Source organism: Methylovorus glucosotrophus (assembly GCF_009858335.1).
Lineage (GTDB): Bacteria > Pseudomonadota > Gammaproteobacteria > Burkholderiales > Methylophilaceae > Methylovorus > Methylovorus glucosotrophus.
On record NZ_VMSE01000001.1, the window covers coordinates 724,253 to 740,453 of the forward strand.

Below are 16,201 nucleotides of genomic sequence, written 5' to 3' on the forward strand. Positions count from 1 at the left end.
CCATGATTGAGTCGTTAATACGCTCTGCGCTGCAACAGCGCATCGTGGTGGTGGTGCTCGCCCTCGCCATGATGGTGGCTGGTCTTTTTGCAGTGAATAAACTGTCGGTGGATGCCTTCCCCGACGTGACCAATGTGCAGGTGCAAATCGCTACCCAGGCCACTGGTCGCTCGCCTGAAGAAGTCGAGCGCTTCATTACCGTGCCGCTGGAAATGTCGATGACCGGCTTGCCCGGCCTCACCGAAATGCGCTCCCTCAACAAGAATGGTTTGTCGCTGATCACCCTGGTGTTCACTGACGACACCGATGTGTTCTTCTCGCGCCAGCTGGTGATGGAGCGTCTGATGGAGGTGATGGAACGCATGCCGGAAGGCGTGACGCCTGTGCTGGGGCCCGTCTCTACCGGCCTGGGCGAGGTGTACCAGTACACGCTGGATAAACCGGCGGATGGCAAGCAGGAGCTTTCCGTTTCCGAGCTGATGGAGCGTCGCGCGGTGCAGGACTGGGTAGTGCGGCCTCTGCTGCGCGGTATCCCCGGTGTGGCAGAAATCAATTCACAAGGCGGTTACGTCAAGCAATACCAGGCGCTGGTGAATCCCGACCGCATGAACCATTACGGTGTGAAACTGCACGATGTGTATCAGGCACTGGCACGCAACAATGCCAATAGCGGTGGCGGCATTCTCCCGCATTACGCCGAGCAGTACCTGATCCGTGGTGTGGGTCTGGTGAAAAGCCTGGAAGACATCCGCCGTATCGTGATCAAGGAGCAGAACGGTACACCGGTTTACATGCGGGATGTGGCCGAAGTGCAACTGGGCCATGAGGTACGGGTCGGTGCGCTGTTGAAGAATGGCGAGACCGAGTCGGTAGGCGGTATTGTCATGATGATGCGTGGCGGCAATGCGAAAGAAGTCGTCAGCCGCATCAAGGAGCGCGTCAAGGAAATCAACGACAAAGGTATGCTGCCGGGTGGTTTGCAGATCGTGCCTTTTTACGACCGTAGCGAGCTGGTGGATGCCGCATTAAGCACGGTGACCAAGGTGCTGATCGAAGGTATTTTTCTGGTGATCATCGTGCTGTTCCTGTTCCTGGGGGATGTGCGCTCCAGCCTGATTGTGGTGGGCACACTGATCCTGACGCCGCTGATTACCTTCATGGCAATGAATTACTACGGCATCTCCGCCAACCTGATGTCGCTGGGGGGCCTGGCGATCGCCATTGGTTTGATGGTCGATGGCTCGGTGGTAGTGGTGGAGAATACTTTCCACCATCTGGGGCATCGCAAGGATGAAAGCAAGATCCGCGTGGTATTCGAAGCGGCGGCTGAAGTCGCGACCCCGGTGCTGTTTGGCGTGGGCATCATCATTCTGGTGTTTCTGCCGCTGATGACCTTGCAGGGCATGGAGGGCAAGATGTTTGCGCCGCTGGCGTATACGATTGCGATTGCGCTGTTCGTATCGCTGGTATTGTCACTGACGCTGACGCCGGCCATGTGCTCGTTCATCCTCAAGGGCGGTAGCGGCGAAGATACGCGCATGATCCAGGCCATGAAGCGGCCTTATCTGCGGCTGCTGGATGCTTCCGTCAGCAACCCCAAGAAGACCGTCGGCATCGCCGGGGCTGTGTTCGTTGGTACCCTGATGTTGTTCCCCTTGTTGGGCACGGCGTTTATTCCCGAGATGAAGGAAGGCTCGATCGTGCCTAGTATCATCCGTACCCCGAATATTTCGCTGGAAGAATCCCTGAAACTCGAGCAGGAGGCGTTGGCGAGCATTGCCAAGGTGGATGGCGTGCGTGGGGTGGTGTCTGGTGTGGGCCGTGGCGAGAGCCCGGCAGACCCGCAGGGGCAGAATGAATCCACGCCGATTGTAAGCCTGAAACCACGTGATGAATGGCCTGAAGGCTGGAATCAGGACAGCATTGCCGATGCCATCCGCGAGAAGATCAAGCACATTCCTGGCATCCAGGTGGTGATGTCGCAGCCGATTGCCGCGCGGGTAGCCGAGCTGGTGACGGGCGTGCGTTCCGATGTCGCCGTCAAGGTGTTTGGTTCGGATATCGGCGTGCTCAAAGCCAAGGCGGATGAAATTGCCCGCGTTGCCGGCACAATCCCCGGCGCGCAGGATATGCGGGTGGAGAAGATGACCGGCCAGCAATATCTGACCATTGATATTGACCGCGAAGCCATTGCCCGTCACGGCATCAATGTGGCGGATATCCACGATGTGATTGAAACTGCGATTGGCGGCAAGGTGGCGACCGAGGTATTCGAGGGCGAGCGCCGCTTTGAAGCTGCGGTGCGTTTCCCTGAGGCTTTCCGGAACAATGTGGATGCCATCAACCACATCATGGTGACCTCGGCCAACGGTTCGCGCGTAGCGCTGAAAGATCTGGCGGATATTACCGTGCGTGATGGCCCGACCCAGATTGCCCGCGAGTCTGCCAAGCGCCGTATTGTAGTGGGCGTTAACGTGAAAGACCGCGACCTGGGTGGCTTTGTCGCCGAGTTGCAGCAAAAGGTGGAAGCAAAGGTCAAATTGCCCGAAGGCTATTACATTGTCTGGGGCGGTCAGTTCCAGAACATGGAGCGGGCGATGAGCCATCTGATGGTGATTATTCCGATTACCATCGGCGCGATTTTCTTCCTGCTGTTCCTGCTGTTCAAGTCAGTACGGTTTGCCACGCTGATTATTCTGGTGCTGCCATTTGCCTCTATCGGCGGGGTGATTGCCCTGTTTGTGACGGGCGAATACCTGTCGGTCCCTGCCTCGGTGGGCTTTATCGCCCTGTGGGGTATTGCGGTGCTGAACGGGGTGGTGCTGGTGTCCTACATACGCAGTTTGCGTGATGAGGGAAAATCACAGCTGGAAGCCATCAAACAGGGCTGCGCCCAGCGGTTCCGTCCGGTCATGATGACCGCCACGGTCGCCATGCTGGGTCTGGTGCCTTTCCTGTTTGCCACCGGGCCTGGCTCGGAAGTCCAGCGGCCGCTGGCAATTGTGGTGATCGGCGGTTTGATCACCTCCACCGTGCTGACGCTGGTGGTATTGCCAACGCTGTATCGCTGGTTTGAAGAACCCCGTGTTGAAGCATGAGGAGTGAACCATGAAAGAGATTAAAGCTGTAGTGCAGCCACACCGCTTGCCCAAGATTCGCTCCGCCCTGCGCAATATCAAGGGTTTCCCCGGCATGACGGTCAGCAAGGCAGATGGTTGCGGTCACCATCTGTCCAACACGCACAATGTGCGCGAAGAGCTGACCGATTACAGCCCCAAGGTGCGCATTGAGCTGGTGGCACCGGACGAGCTGGTCGAGGGTATCCTGCAGGTGCTGGTGGAAGTGGGGCATACCGGTCAGCATGGCGATGGTATCGTCTGGGTGACTCCGGTTGAGCGCATGATACGCCTCTCGGAAAAGATCATCGTCCATGATTGCTGAGTAAGCGTTTCTCGTTGTAACACCATGCAAAAGGCCCCGTTGTGGGCCTTTTGCATGTCTGCCGCATGATGATTGCTAAGCCGACGGCTTATCCTGTACTCTTTGGGGCACATCAACTCGCAGGGGGATGAAGCATGCATGTTGCCGTGCTTGAATTCCTTGCATGAATCATGAGGTAAGTTTTGATCGAATCTCTCATCCGTGGTGCCTTGCGGCAGCGTATTGTCGTCGTTGTTATCGCTGTAGCTCTCCTGATTGCCGGCTTGTTTGCCGTAAAAAAACTGTCGGTGGATGCTTTCCCGGATGTGACCAATGTGCAGGTGTTGATTGCCACCCAGGCCACGGGGAGGTCACCGGAGGAAGTCGAACGCTTTATCACCGTGCCGCTCGAAATCGCCATGACCGGTCTGCCTGGCCTGACCGAAATGCGCTCCCTCAACAAGAATGCCCTGTCACTGATCACCCTGGTGTTTACCGACGATACCGATGTCTATTTCTCGCGCCAGCTGGTGATGGAGCGATTGATGGAGGTGATGGACCGCATGCCGGAAGGCGTGACGCCGGTGCTGGGGCCGGTGTCCACCGGTCTGGGTGAGGTGTATCAGTACACGCTGGATAAACCTACCGACGGTAAAAAAGAGCTCTCGGTGAACGAGTTGACCGAGCGTCGCGCGGTGCAGGACTGGGTAGTGCGGCCTCTGCTGCGCGGTATCCCCGGTGTGGCAGAAATCAATTCGCAAGGCGGTTACGTCAAGCAATACCAGGCGCTGGTGAATCCTGATCGCATGAATCACTACGGCGTGAAGCTGCATGATGTGTATCAGGCGCTGGCACGCAACAACGCCAATAGCGGCGGCGGTGTGCTGCCCCATTACGCCGAGCAATACCTCATCCGTGGCATCAGCCTGATCCAGAATCTGGACGATATCCGCAACATCATTCTCAAAGAGCAGAACGGCACGCCGGTGTATATGCGCGACGTGGCCGAGGTTAAGCTGGGCTATGAGGTGCGAGTAGGCGCGATTCTCAAGAATGGCGATACCGAATCGGTAGGTGGTGTGGTGATGATGATGCGTGGTGGCAATGCCAAAGAAGTGGTGAGCCGCATCAAGGCACGCGTGAAAGAAATCAACGAAAAAGGCATGCTGCCGGGTGGTTTGCAGATCGTGCCGTATTACGACCGTAGCGAGCTGGTGGATGCCGCGCTGCATACGGTGACCAAGGTATTGATCGAAGGCATCGTGCTGGTGATCGTTATCCTCTTCCTGTTCCTGGGGGACGTGCGCTCCAGCCTGATTGTGGTGGGGACGCTGATCCTGACGCCGCTGATTACCTTCATGGCAATGAATTACTACGGCATCTCCGCCAACCTGATGTCGCTGGGAGGTCTGGCGATCGCGATTGGTTTGATGGTCGATGGCTCGGTGGTGGTGGTGGAGAATACCTTCCACCATCTGGGGCATCGCAAGGATGAAAGCAAGATTCGCGTGGTATTCGAAGCGGCGGCTGAGGTGGCGACTCCAGTGCTGTTTGGCGTTGGCATCATCATTCTGGTATTCCTGCCGCTCATGACCTTGCAGGGCATGGAGGGCAAGATGTTTGCGCCGCTGGCCTACACCATTGCGATCGCGCTGTTCGTGTCGCTGGTATTGTCGCTGACGCTGACGCCGGCCATGTGCTCGTTCATCCTCAAAGGCGGCAGTGGTGAAGATACCCGCATGATCCAGCTGATCAAGCGCCCGTATGTCAGCATGCTGAGTTGGGCACTGTCCAACGAGAAGAAAACCATCATGCTGGCGGTGCTGGTGTTTATTGGCACCCTGGCGATTGTGCCGTTGCTCGGCAACTCGTTTATCCCTGAGATGAAGGAAGGCTCGATTGTGCCCGGCATCAACCGCGTGCCGAATATCTCGCTGGAAGAATCCATCAAGATGGAAAGCGAAGCCATGCGCCTGATCATGGAAAAGGTGCCCGGCGTGAAATCGGCGGTGTCGGGCGTGGGGCGTGGCGAAAGTCCGGCGGATCCGCAGGCGCAGAATGAGTCCACGCCTATCATCAGCCTCAAGCCCCGCAACGAATGGCCGGAAGGCTGGACGCAAGATGATATTGCCGAAAAAATGCGCAGTGTGTTGGCTGAACATTTGCCAGGTGTGCAGATCATCATGGCGCAGCCGATTTCCGATCGCGTGGATGAATTGCTGACCGGCGTGCGGGCGGATGTCGCTGTCAAAATCTTCGGTGAAGACATGGTGGTGCTGAAAGCCAAGGCCGATGAAATCTCGCGCATTGCCTCGACCGTGCGTGGTGCCACTGAAATCAAGGTGGAAAAAGTCTCCGGCCAGCAATACCTGAATATCCGGATTGACCGGCAGGCGATTGCCCGGCATGGCATCAATGCATCGGATATTCACGATGTGATTGAAACCGCGATTGGCGGCAAGGTGGCGACCGAAATTTATGAGGGTCAGCGCCGTTTCAGCGCCGCGGTTCGTTTCCCTGAAAGCTTCCGTGACAATGTGGATGCCATCGGCAATATCCTGATCACCTCACCCAATGGTTCACGCGTGGCGTTGCGCGACCTTGCGCACATCGAAGTGCGGGATGGTCCGGCCCAGATCAGCCGCGAGCTGGCCAAGCGTCGCATTGTGGTGGGTGTAAACGTGAAAGACCGCGACCTGGGTGGCTTTGTGGCCGAGTTGCAGAAGACGCTGGACAAGCAGCTCAAGCTGCCTGATGGCTACTATATCGAATACGGTGGGCAGTTCCAGAACATGCAGCGTGCCATGAGCCATTTGATGGTGATTATTCCGGTCACCATCGGCGCCATCTTCTTCCTGTTATTTTTGTTATTCAACTCATTGCGCTACGCCACCATGATTATCATGGTGCTACCATTTGCCTCCATAGGCGGGATTATTGCTTTGTTTGTCACAGGCGAATATCTGTCCGTACCGGCATCGGTCGGCTTTATTGCGCTGTGGGGCATTGCCGTACTGAATGGCGTGGTACTCGTATCTTACATACGCAGCCTGCGCGACGAAGGTTTGCCCCAGATGGAAGCGATTATGCAGGGCTGCAAGCAGCGTTTCCGCCCGGTGATGATGACGGCTACCGTGGCCATGCTTGGCCTGGTGCCGTTCCTGTTTGCAACTGGCCCGGGTTCCGAGATTCAGCGGCCGCTGGCGATTGTGGTGATCGGTGGCCTGATCACCTCCACCTTGCTGACCCTGGTGGTGGTGCCTACGCTGTATCGCAAATTTGAAGAGAAAAAAATAGAAGCCTGAGCACATTCAGGCATGACCAGAATAGAGGTTTAGGGATGAAAGAAATTAAAGCCGTGGTGCAACCCAACCGGTTGCCCAAAATTCGCTCCGCCTTGCGTAATATCAAGGGGTTTCCAGGCATGACGGTGAGCAAGGTAGACGGTTGCGGCCACTTTGTAGCCAAGCCTTCAGGCGGGATACGAGAAGAACTGACCGATTACAGCCCCAAGGTGCGCATTGAGCTGGTCACCCCTGATGAACTGGTGGAGGGTGTGTTGCAGGTATTGGTGGAAGTTGGTCATACTGGTCAGGTGGGCGACGGCATCGTCTGGGTCACCCCGGTAGAGCGCATGATCCGCCTGTCAGAACAGATCACCGTGCTGGAGTGCTGAGTCCTGCCGTTTGGACTCTTTATGCATGAGTACCCAAGGCCCCCAGCGGGCCTTTGTGCTGTGTTTCGCGTGCATGATCATGCTGGCTATGCGCTTTGGCTGGCGCGAGTCTGCACCTATATTTACTCCGGAATCTCCGGGATTTTGCAGTAGAATTGCGCCATGAATCTTTACTCCCTGGCTAAACCCCTGCTGTTCACGCTGGATGCCGAGCGTGCCCATGACCTGACTTTGCAAGCGCTGCGTACTGGCGAGCGCTATGGCCTAAATCGCATATTGGGGCAGGGCGCATTGCCCGCCACGCCGCGGCGTGTCATGGGCCTGGATTTTCCCAATCCGGTGGGCCTGGCAGCAGGTCTGGATAAAAATGGCGCATGCATTGATGGCTTGGCCCGGCTGGGTTTCGGCTTTATTGAGGTAGGAACGGTCACGCCGCGCGCGCAGCCCGGCAACCCCAAGCCCCGCATGTTTCGCTTGCCAGCGGCGAATGCCATCATTAACCGCTTTGGTTTCAATAATCACGGCGTGGATCAGTTGCTGGAAAATGTGCAGAAAGCGCAATATCGCGGCATTCTCGGCATCAATATCGGCAAGAATTTCGATACCCCGAATGAGCGTGCGGTAGATGATTATCTGATCTGCATGCGTAAAGTCTACGCACACGCCAGTTACATCACGGTGAACATTTCTTCACCCAATACCAAGAATCTGCGACAGCTGCAGGAAAAAGAAGCCCTCTCACAACTGCTGGCTGCCTTGAAGCGCGAGCAGCAAGTGCTGGCTGATCAGCATGGCCGCTATGTGCCAGTGGCCCTGAAAATTGCGCCGGATTTGCAGGATGGGCAGATCAGCGAAATTGCCCGCTTGTTGATGCAGCATCAGATGGATGCGGTGATTGCGACTAACACTACCTTGTCGCGTACCGCCGTGGAGGGCATGCCACATGCCAGCGAGACCGGCGGCTTGTCCGGAGCTCCCGTGCGTAATCTTTCCACGAGGGTTATTCATGCATTGGCGACGCAGCTGGCGGGCGCATTGCCTGTTATCGGCGTCGGCGGTATTTTGTCGGGGGAGGATGCCCGCGAAAAGATCGAGGCGGGTGCCAGCCTGGTTCAACTCTACAGCGGACTGGTCTATCGCGGTCCAGCGCTGGTCAAGGAGGCATGTACCGCGATCGGTTAATGTCGGGAGAACGTCATGCGCAAAAATGTGGGTTCCAATGATAGCGTGATGAGAATATTGTCCGGTGCGGCATTGCTGGGGGCGATGTACTGGGTCGAGTCGCCCTGGCGCTGGCTGGGCTTGTTGGGCATTGCTTACCTCATTACCGGCATATTGCGCTGGTGTCCGGCCTATGCCTTGTTCGGCGTCAGTACCTGTACGCCACCTGTCGACGAGTGATGCTGCTGCCTGTTCTGTATTCCTATCGTCGTTGCCCTTATGCCATGCGCGCTCGCATGGCCTTGCGCTATGCGGGCATTGACGTTGAGATTCGTGAAATTTCGCTGCGTGATAAACCGCAGCACTTACGCCAGGTCTCTCCCAAGGCTACTGTTCCGGTCCTGATATTGCCCGACGGCCAGGTGGTTGATCAAAGCCTGGATATCATGCAATGGGCGCTGGCGCAGCATGATCCCGAACAATGGCTGGGGCAGAGTGACGCTGCCATGCATGCGCTGGTGAAACAGAACGACGAAGAGTTCAAGCGAGCTCTGGATCGCTATAAATATCCGGATCGTTATCCGGAACATCCACAAAGCACTTACCGCGCGGATGGCGAACGCTTTCTGCAGGTGCTGGAGTCCAGTTTGCATCTGCATGGATGCCTGTTTGGTACCAGCCCGACGTATGCTGACATCGCCATATTCCCGTTTATACGGCAGTTTTCCATGGTGGAACCGGACTGGTTTGTGGTCGCGCCTTACCCTCGGTTGAAGACGTGGCTGGCGCAGCGGATACAAAGCCCGCTGTTTGAGTCGATCATGGAAAAATATCCCACCTGGCAAGAGCCGGTAGCTGAGTCTTCAGGTGTCACCTGAGCGTCCTCCAGTTCCGGGGCTGACGCCTCTGTAAATCATAGCCGCCATATTAAAAAGCCCCCGTCCATCGCTGGAGCGGGGGCTTTTTTGTGTGGATTGAACTCAGTCTGCCGTATGCGTTTCCAGGGCAGGGCTGTTGTTGGCATCCCCATCCTCAAAATGCAGCTGGATGGCATCGTTCTCGTCGATATCCACTTCGACGCGACCACCATTGGCCAGGCGACCAAACAGCAACTCGTCGGCCAGACCACGGCGTATGGTGTCCTGAATCAGGCGTGCCATCGGACGTGCGCCCATCAGTGGGTCGAAGCCCTTCTTGCCGAGATAAGCCTTGAGTGCATCGGTAAAGGTGACTTCGACCTTCTTCTCGTGCAGCTGATCTTCCAGTTGCATGAGGAACTTGTCGACCACACGCATGATAATTTCCTGCGACAGTGGTGCAAACGATACCGTGGCATCCAGACGATTGCGGAACTCGGGACTGAACAGGCGCTTGATTTCAGCCAGATCGTCACCCGCTGTTTTACCCAGCGTAAAGCCGATGCCCGTCTTGGAGATGGCTTCTGCTCCCGCATTGGTAGTCATGATGATGGTGACATTGCGGAAATCCGCCTTGCGGCCGTTGTTGTCGGTCAGCGTGCCATGGTCCATCACCTGCAACAGGATGTTGAAAATATCCGGATGGGCTTTTTCAATTTCATCCAGCAGCAGTACGCAATACGGATGCTTGTTGATGGCCTCGGTCATCAGGCCGCCCTGCTCAAAGCCCACGTAGCCAGGAGGCGCACCAATCAGGCGCGATACCGCATGACGCTCCATGTATTCGGACATGTCAAAGCGAATCAGCTCTATGCCCAGGGTGTAGGCCAGCTGGCGTGCCACTTCGGTCTTGCCGACGCCGGTGGGGCCGGAGAACAGGAAGGAACCGATAGGCTTGTTGGTGCTACCCAGGCCGCTACGCGCCATCTTGATGGCAGCAGACAATGCCTCAATGGCCTTGTCCTGACCAAACACGGTGGCCTTGAGATCACGTTCCAGCGTTTTCAGCGCATTGCGGTCATCACTGGAGATGTTCTTGGGCGGAATGCGTGCCACTTTGGCAATAATGTCTTCGATTTCCTTGTTGCCAATGACTTTCTTCTGCTTGGACTTCGGCAGGATGCGCTGCGCAGCACCGGCTTCATCAATCACGTCAATCGCCTTGTCTGGCAGGTGACGGTCATTGATGTACTTGGCGGCAAGCTCCGCTGCAGTGCTCAAGGCAGCCATGGTGTATTTCACGCTGTGGTGCTGTTCAAAGCGCGACTTCAGGCCTTTGAGGATTTCCACGGTTTCAGCCACGGTAGGCTCAACCACATCCACCTTCTGGAAGCGGCGGGAAAGCGCGTGATCTTTTTCAAAAATACCGCGGTACTCCTGATAGGTGGTCGCACCTATGCATTTGAGCGAGCCATTGGACAGCGCAGGCTTCAGCAGATTGGACGCATCCAGGGTGCCGCCGCTGGCAGCACCTGCGCCAATCAGCGTATGGATCTCGTCAATGAACAAGACGGCATCGGGCTGCTCTGCCAGTTTTTTCATCACGGCTTTGAGGCGTTGCTCAAAATCGCCGCGGTATTTGGTACCGGCCAGCAGAGCACCCATGTCCAGTGAGTAGATGACGGCATTGGCCAGCACTTCAGGCACATTGCCTTCGACAATGCGGCGTGCCAGACCTTCGGCAATGGCGGTTTTACCCACACCAGCTTCGCCTACCAAGAGCGGGTTGTTCTTGCGACGGCGGCACAGGGTTTGAATGACGCGTTCGATTTCATTGCCACGCCCGATCAGTGGATCGATCTTGCCTGCCAGCACTTGCTGGTTAAGGTTGAGCGTAAAGCTTTCCAGCGCACTACCAGGCGCAGCTTCGGCTTCAGCCTCCTGCTCGGTTTCTGCGCGCTTGCTGGTGTTGTCGGTGACCTTGGCAACGCCATGGGCGATGAAATTCACTACATCCAGGCGAGTAATGCCTTGCTGATGCAGGAAGAAAACGGCGTGCGAATCCTTTTCGCCATAGATGGCGACCAGCACGTTGGCGCCAGTGACTTCTTTCTTGCCGGAAGACTGCACGTGCAGAATGGCGCGCTGAATCACGCGCTGGAAGCCGAGGGTAGGCTGGGTGTCTACCTCATCCGAGCCCTCTACAATCGGAGTGTGTTCTTCGATGTAGTGCACCAGTTCGGAACGCAAAGTGTCGAGATTGGCACCGCAGGAGCGCAACACGTCCGCCGCTGTCGGGTTGTCTATCATGGCCAGCAGCAGGTGCTCCACCGTGATTAGCTCATGGCGTTTTTGCCTGGCGTCCATAAAGGCCATATGTAGTGAGACTTCAAGTTCCTGGGCGATCATTTTGCACTTCCTCAGACTTCTTCCATTGCGCATTGCAGCGGATGTTGATATTCACGGGCATAGCCCAATACCTGATTTACTTTGGTTTCGGCGATGTCGTGCGGATAAACGCCACAGATACCTGCGCCTTCCGTATGAACTTTGAGCATGATTTGCGTCGCCTGTTCACGGCTTTTGTTAAAAAAACGCTGAATCACTTCTACAACAAATTCCATGGGGGTGTAGTCATCGTTCAACAGAATCACTTTATACATGGACGGCGGTTTTGGCCGAGCCGTTTGCTTTTCTGTGACGATTCCCTCTTGATGCTTCGTACTTGCCATAGTGATGCCTATTTTGAGCCGAATCAGAAATAATTCAAGCCTGAATTAAGTGTGGGTAATCCGGCCAGTTCGACTGTTTGATGATATGAATGCAAATTTCGCGCCCGCCTTAGCCTCCCAAGGCGAAGCAGGCCGGGGTGCTAGGGGTAAATGCGGACGCTTTTGACGATACGGTCATGGGTTTGCACGATTTCAAGCGCGTGCGTGCCAATCTTGAAGCTGGTGCTCGGCTCCGGAATATCCTCAAAATGCTCAAGTATCAATCCATTTAATGTTTTGGGGCCATCCAGCGGTAAATTCAAGCCCAACTTGCGATTTAAATCGCGCAGGCTGCTGGAACCATCCACCAGCCAGCTGCCATCTTCTTCGTGTATATACTTGCTGGTGCGCAATGGCGACTGGGTGGTGAAGTCGCCAATGATCTCTTCCAGTATGTCTTCGAGCGTGACCAGGCCTTTCAGTTCACCGTATTCGTCCACCACCAGCCCCATGCGTTGCTGCTGCTCCTGAAATTGCTGCATCTGGGTATATAGCGGGGTGCCGGAAGGCACAAAGTAGGGTTCGGCGATAATCTCCTGCAAGGCTTCCTTGTCCAGCTCACCACCGCGCAGCTGGTTGATGACTCTGCGCACATGGATAAAGCCAATAATTTCTTCCCCGGGGCCTTGCTTGACCGGCAGCTGGGTGTGATGGCTGCTGGAGATATGCTGCAATATGTCATCCATTGGAGCATCCATGTCGATGGTATCGATCAGGGTATGCGCGGTCATCACATCATCTACCGTGATTTTTTCCAGCTCAAACAGATTCAGCAATATGGTGCGGTGCTTCTTGGGAATGTAATTGGCTGAATCGCTGACGATGGTACGCAACTCTTCCATGGAGATAGCATGGCTATGGTCGGCAAAGTTGACGCGTATTCCCAGCAATCTTAAGAGGCCGCTGACAAACAGATTCACGAACCAGACGGCCGGGTATAACACCTTCAACAAGGGGTAAAGGACATAGCTGACAGCAAACGCCAGTTTTTCCGGGTAGGCCGCTGCAATGACTTTGGGGGAGATTTCGCCGAACACGAGAATGAAGAAGGTGACGCTCAGGGTGCCTATCATCAGCACCCACTCGCCTTCGCCCAGCAGCTGCACGCTAATGACGGTGACCAGGGTGGCCGAGGCGGCGTTGGCAAAATTGTTGCCGAGCAGTATCACGCCTAGCAGTTTGTCCGTCTTGCTCAGCAGGTGGCTGGCGAGGCGGGCGCCGCGGTGGCCGCTTTTTGCCAGATGGCGCAACCGGTAGCGGTTAAGCGACATCAGGCTGGTTTCAGCGATGGAAAAAAAGGCGGAAATCAAAAGCAGCACGGCAAGAGCGCCGAGCTGCATGGGTAAGGGAATGGTGTCCAAGGGGGAACAGGCGTTAAGCGATACCGCTAGTTTCCCTTTGATGGAGCGCTATTGTCAAGGCAGCCAGGAAAGGCTGCGCCTGACAATGTCAGTTTGCTCAAGGTTGAGCGTCGGCTGTGGCTGGCTTCTTTTCAGCGCTGGTCATCAGATTTTCGCGCGATACACCCAGGTACATGGCAATCGGGCTGGCGACCAGTACGGATGAGTAAATGCCGAACAGAATGCCAATGGTCAGTGCCAATGAGAAGTTATGCAGCACTTCGCCACCAAAAAACAGCATGGACAGCACCATCAGCTGGGTCGAGAAGTGGGTGATGACGGTACGGGACATGGTACGGGTGATGGCGTTGTTGATCACCTCGGATACGCTGGCCTTGCGCATCTTGCGGAAGTTTTCACGCACACGGTCAAACACCACCACGGATTCATTTACCGAGTAACCGAGCACGGCCAGCACGGCTGCCAGCACGGTGAGGTTGAATTCCCACTGGAAGAAGGCAAAGAAGCCCAGAATGATCACCACGTCATGCATGTTGGCGATAACGGCGGCTACCGCAAAGCGCCATTCAAAACGCAGGGCGAGATAGGCCATGATGCCGATGGACACCAGCAGCAGGGCCAGTGCGCCATTTTCATACAGCTCTTGCCCTACCTGGGCGCCCACGGACTCAACGCGATTCATTTTGACGTTGGGGTCGGCTTTCTGCAGGGCGGTCAGCACTTGTTCGGACAAAGCCGAGATCGAAAGCTCAGGCTTGAGCGGCAAGCGGATCAGCACATCGCGGCTGGTACCGAAGTTTTGTACGGTAGCATCCTTCAGGCCCACGCTGTCGACGGCTTCGCGGATTTTTCCGATATCAGCGGCCTGCGGATAGCTGACCTCCATCATGGTGCCGCCAGTGAAGTCGACGCCAAGGTTCAGGCCGCGGTGTGCGAGGAAGAACACCGACAGCAGGAAGGTAATGAGCGAAATCGCGGTCGTCAGGCGACCGTAGCTCATAAACGGTATGTCTTTTTTAATCTTGAAAATTTCCATGATCTTTACTCGTATCTAGTCGTTTACGTGAGGTCGCATCAGCCGATGGACAGCTTGCTGATCTTGCGGCGGTAACCGTAAATCAGGTTGACCAGCGCGCGCGAAACCACCACGGCGCTGAACATGGAAGTCAAAATGCCCAGCACGTGCACCACGGCAAAGCCCTTGACCGGGCCGGAGCCGAACATGAACAGGGCGAGGCCGGCGATCATGGTGGTGACGTTGGAGTCCAGAATGGTATCGAAGGCGCGGTCATAGCCGGCGTGAATGGCGGCCTGAGGCGTGTTGCCATTGCGCAGCTCTTCACGAATACGCTCATTGATCAGCACGTTGGCATCAATCGCCATCCCCAGCGTCAGCGCAATCGCCGCCAGACCGGGCAGTGTGAGCGTGGCCTGCAGCAGCGACAGCACCGCGGTCAGCAGCAGCAGGTTGACGCCCAGTGCCAGCACCGACACGCTACCGAACAACATGTAGTAGATGATCATGAACACGGCAATCGCAGCGAAACCCCACAGGGTGGAGTGCCAGCCGCGCTTGATGTTTTCTTCACCCATGCTTGGGCCAACGGTACGTTCTTCGATGATGTCCATTGGCGCAGCCAGCGCGCCAGCGCGCAGCAGCAATGAAACATCGGTAGCTTCCTGCACGTTCGCCATGCCGGAAATCTGCACGCGGCCGCCGCCAATTTCTTCGCGGATGACAGGAGCAGTAATGACTTCTGCCTGGCCTTTTTCAATCAGCAGAATCGCCATGCGCTTGCCGACGTTTTCCTTGGTGGCCTGTTTGAAGATACGGGCGCCGCGACCATCCAGTGTCACATGCACAACGGATTCGCCGTTTTGCTGATCCAGACCAGGACCGGCGTCGGTGATGTAGTCACCGGTCAGCACGACATTCTTTTTCACCAGAATAGGCTGGCCGTTACGTTCCACATAATACTCGTCACCAAATGGCACCTGACCCTTGCTGGCTTTGTCCAGCGTGGTCATGTCGCTCTTCTCTTCGTCCACCATGCGGATTTCAAGCGTCGCGGTACGGCCGAGAATTTCCTTCGCCTTGGCTGTGTCCTGCACGCCTGGCAACTGGATCACGATGCGATCCAGGCCTTGCTGCTGAATAATCGGTTCGGCAACGCCGAGTTCGTTCACGCGATTGTGCAGGGTTTGAATGTTCTGCTTGAGAGCAAATTCCTGAATGCGTTTTTGTGCCTGCAGATTCAGTGTAGCGATCAGCAGTTTGTCGTTACCGCTATCCAGGGTGCGGAAGGTGAGGTCAGGGTATTCCTTGTTCAGGATTTTCTGCGCTTTTGCCAGTTCGGCTGCGCTGCTGAAGCGCACCTGCACGGCCTGGCCTTCACGGCTGACACCCATGTAAGCCACGCGCTCCTTGCGCAACGCACTGCGGAAATCGCCGACATAACGCTCAGCGGCCTTATCCAGCGCGGCTTTCATGTCAACTTGCAGCAGGAAGTGAACGCCGCCGCGCAAGTCCAGACCCAGATACATGGGCAGCGCGCCGATGCTGCGCAGCCAGGAAGGTGAACGCGAGATCAGATTGAGTGCAACGACGTAATCCTTGCCCAGCTTGCCTTGCAGCACATCCTTGGCATTGATTTGCGTGTCCGCATTTTCAAATCGTACCTTGACGCCATTCGTGTCAAGAAACACCGCTTCATAGGTGATTTTTTCCTGCTTCAGGATATCTTCCACCTGGCCCAGCAATGCCGGGTCGAGTTTAGCGGAGCTCTTGGCGGTGGATACCTGGACGGCTGGTGACTCACCAAACAGATTGGGCAGCGAATACACCACGCCGAGCACCAGGGTGATCAGCACGAGTATGTATTTCCATAAGGGGTAACGATTCATAATGCGGCTCGAAAAAAACGCATTCCGTCCTCAGGCTCGGTCATACATGAA

The 16,201-nt window shown here is 56.0% G+C and carries 12 protein-coding genes; 7 read left to right on the forward strand and 5 right to left on the reverse strand.

From position 1 onward, the window contains the following. Positions 1–2: 2 nt before the first annotated feature. From FNL37_RS03420 to FNL37_RS03450, 7 genes are all read left to right on the forward strand, one after another. On the forward strand, positions 3–3,098 hold the full coding sequence (locus FNL37_RS03420) for an efflux RND transporter permease subunit (RefSeq protein WP_159355145.1): 3,096 nt from the start codon (positions 3–5) through the stop codon (positions 3,096–3,098). A gap of 10 nt (positions 3,099–3,108) precedes the next feature. Then, a complete protein-coding gene (locus FNL37_RS03425; protein WP_013442967.1) occupies positions 3,109–3,441 on the forward strand; it encodes a P-II family nitrogen regulator in 333 nt (110 codons plus the stop codon). A gap of 182 nt (positions 3,442–3,623) precedes the next feature. Continuing rightward, the gene (locus FNL37_RS03430) at positions 3,624–6,725 is read left to right on the forward strand and encodes an efflux RND transporter permease subunit (protein ID WP_159355146.1); all 3,102 of its coding nucleotides are present in this window, start codon (positions 3,624–3,626) and stop codon (positions 6,723–6,725) included. 35 nt (positions 6,726–6,760) lie between these two features. Next, positions 6,761–7,096 (forward strand): P-II family nitrogen regulator, encoded by a 336-nt coding sequence (locus tag FNL37_RS03435; RefSeq protein WP_015830799.1) that lies wholly within the window; start codon positions 6,761–6,763, stop codon positions 7,094–7,096. A gap of 162 nt (positions 7,097–7,258) precedes the next feature. Beyond that, positions 7,259–8,278 (forward strand): quinone-dependent dihydroorotate dehydrogenase, encoded by a 1,020-nt coding sequence (locus tag FNL37_RS03440; RefSeq protein ID WP_159355147.1) that lies wholly within the window; start codon positions 7,259–7,261, stop codon positions 8,276–8,278. A 15-nt stretch (positions 8,279–8,293) separates the two neighbouring features. Continuing rightward, a complete protein-coding gene (locus FNL37_RS03445; RefSeq protein WP_013442963.1) occupies positions 8,294–8,497 on the forward strand; it encodes a YgaP family membrane protein in 204 nt (67 codons plus the stop codon). Continuing rightward, positions 8,497–9,135 carry a glutathione S-transferase gene (locus tag FNL37_RS03450; protein ID WP_159355148.1) on the forward strand — a complete coding sequence of 213 codons (639 nt, stop codon included), beginning with the start codon at positions 8,497–8,499 and terminating at the stop codon, positions 9,133–9,135. The genes FNL37_RS03445 and FNL37_RS03450 overlap by 1 nt, the downstream gene beginning before the upstream one ends. A gap of 102 nt (positions 9,136–9,237) precedes the next feature. Here FNL37_RS03450 and clpA read toward each other — a convergent pair whose 3' ends face one another. The 5 genes from clpA to secD form a co-directional block, all read right to left on the reverse strand. Continuing rightward, positions 9,238–11,523, reverse strand: coding sequence for an ATP-dependent Clp protease ATP-binding subunit ClpA (gene clpA, locus FNL37_RS03455; RefSeq protein ID WP_013442961.1), 2,286 nt, complete (start codon positions 11,521–11,523; stop codon positions 9,238–9,240). Positions 11,524–11,534: 11 nt separating this feature from the next. Next, the gene (clpS, locus tag FNL37_RS03460; protein WP_015830794.1) at positions 11,535–11,846 is read right to left on the reverse strand and encodes an ATP-dependent Clp protease adapter ClpS; all 312 of its coding nucleotides are present in this window, start codon (positions 11,844–11,846) and stop codon (positions 11,535–11,537) included. 140 nt (positions 11,847–11,986) lie between these two features. Beyond that, positions 11,987–13,225 carry an HlyC/CorC family transporter gene (locus tag FNL37_RS03465; protein ID WP_159356146.1) on the reverse strand — a complete coding sequence of 413 codons (1,239 nt, stop codon included), beginning with the start codon at positions 13,223–13,225 and terminating at the stop codon, positions 11,987–11,989. A 118-nt stretch (positions 13,226–13,343) separates the two neighbouring features. Continuing rightward, positions 13,344–14,282, reverse strand: coding sequence for a protein translocase subunit SecF (gene secF / locus FNL37_RS03470; RefSeq protein WP_013442958.1), 939 nt, complete (start codon positions 14,280–14,282; stop codon positions 13,344–13,346). 38 nt (positions 14,283–14,320) lie between these two features. Continuing rightward, positions 14,321–16,150, reverse strand: a complete 1,830-nt coding sequence (gene secD, locus FNL37_RS03475; RefSeq protein ID WP_015830791.1) for a protein translocase subunit SecD — start codon at positions 16,148–16,150, stop codon at positions 14,321–14,323. Positions 16,151–16,201 lie beyond the last annotated feature (51 nt).

Coding starts and splice junctions, on each gene's coding strand:
- secF (WP_013442958.1), bottom strand. CDS start 14,282: ATGGAAATTTTCAAGATTAAAAAAGACATACCGTTTATGAGCTACGGT.
- clpA (WP_013442961.1), bottom strand. CDS start 11,523: ATGATCGCCCAGGAACTTGAAGTCTCACTACATATGGCCTTTATGGAC.
- FNL37_RS03425 (WP_013442967.1), top strand. CDS start 3,109: ATGAAAGAGATTAAAGCTGTAGTGCAGCCACACCGCTTGCCCAAGATT.
- FNL37_RS03465 (WP_159356146.1), bottom strand. CDS start 13,225: ATGCAGCTCGGCGCTCTTGCCGTGCTGCTTTTGATTTCCGCCTTTTTT.
- FNL37_RS03435 (WP_015830799.1), top strand. CDS start 6,761: ATGAAAGAAATTAAAGCCGTGGTGCAACCCAACCGGTTGCCCAAAATT.
- FNL37_RS03445 (WP_013442963.1), top strand. CDS start 8,294: ATGCGCAAAAATGTGGGTTCCAATGATAGCGTGATGAGAATATTGTCC.
- FNL37_RS03450 (WP_159355148.1), top strand. CDS start 8,497: ATGCTGCTGCCTGTTCTGTATTCCTATCGTCGTTGCCCTTATGCCATG.
- FNL37_RS03440 (WP_159355147.1), top strand. CDS start 7,259: ATGAATCTTTACTCCCTGGCTAAACCCCTGCTGTTCACGCTGGATGCC.
- secD (WP_015830791.1), bottom strand. CDS start 16,150: ATGAATCGTTACCCCTTATGGAAATACATACTCGTGCTGATCACCCTG.
- clpS (WP_015830794.1), bottom strand. CDS start 11,846: ATGGCAAGTACGAAGCATCAAGAGGGAATCGTCACAGAAAAGCAAACG.
- FNL37_RS03420 (WP_159355145.1), top strand. CDS start 3: ATGATTGAGTCGTTAATACGCTCTGCGCTGCAACAGCGCATCGTGGTG.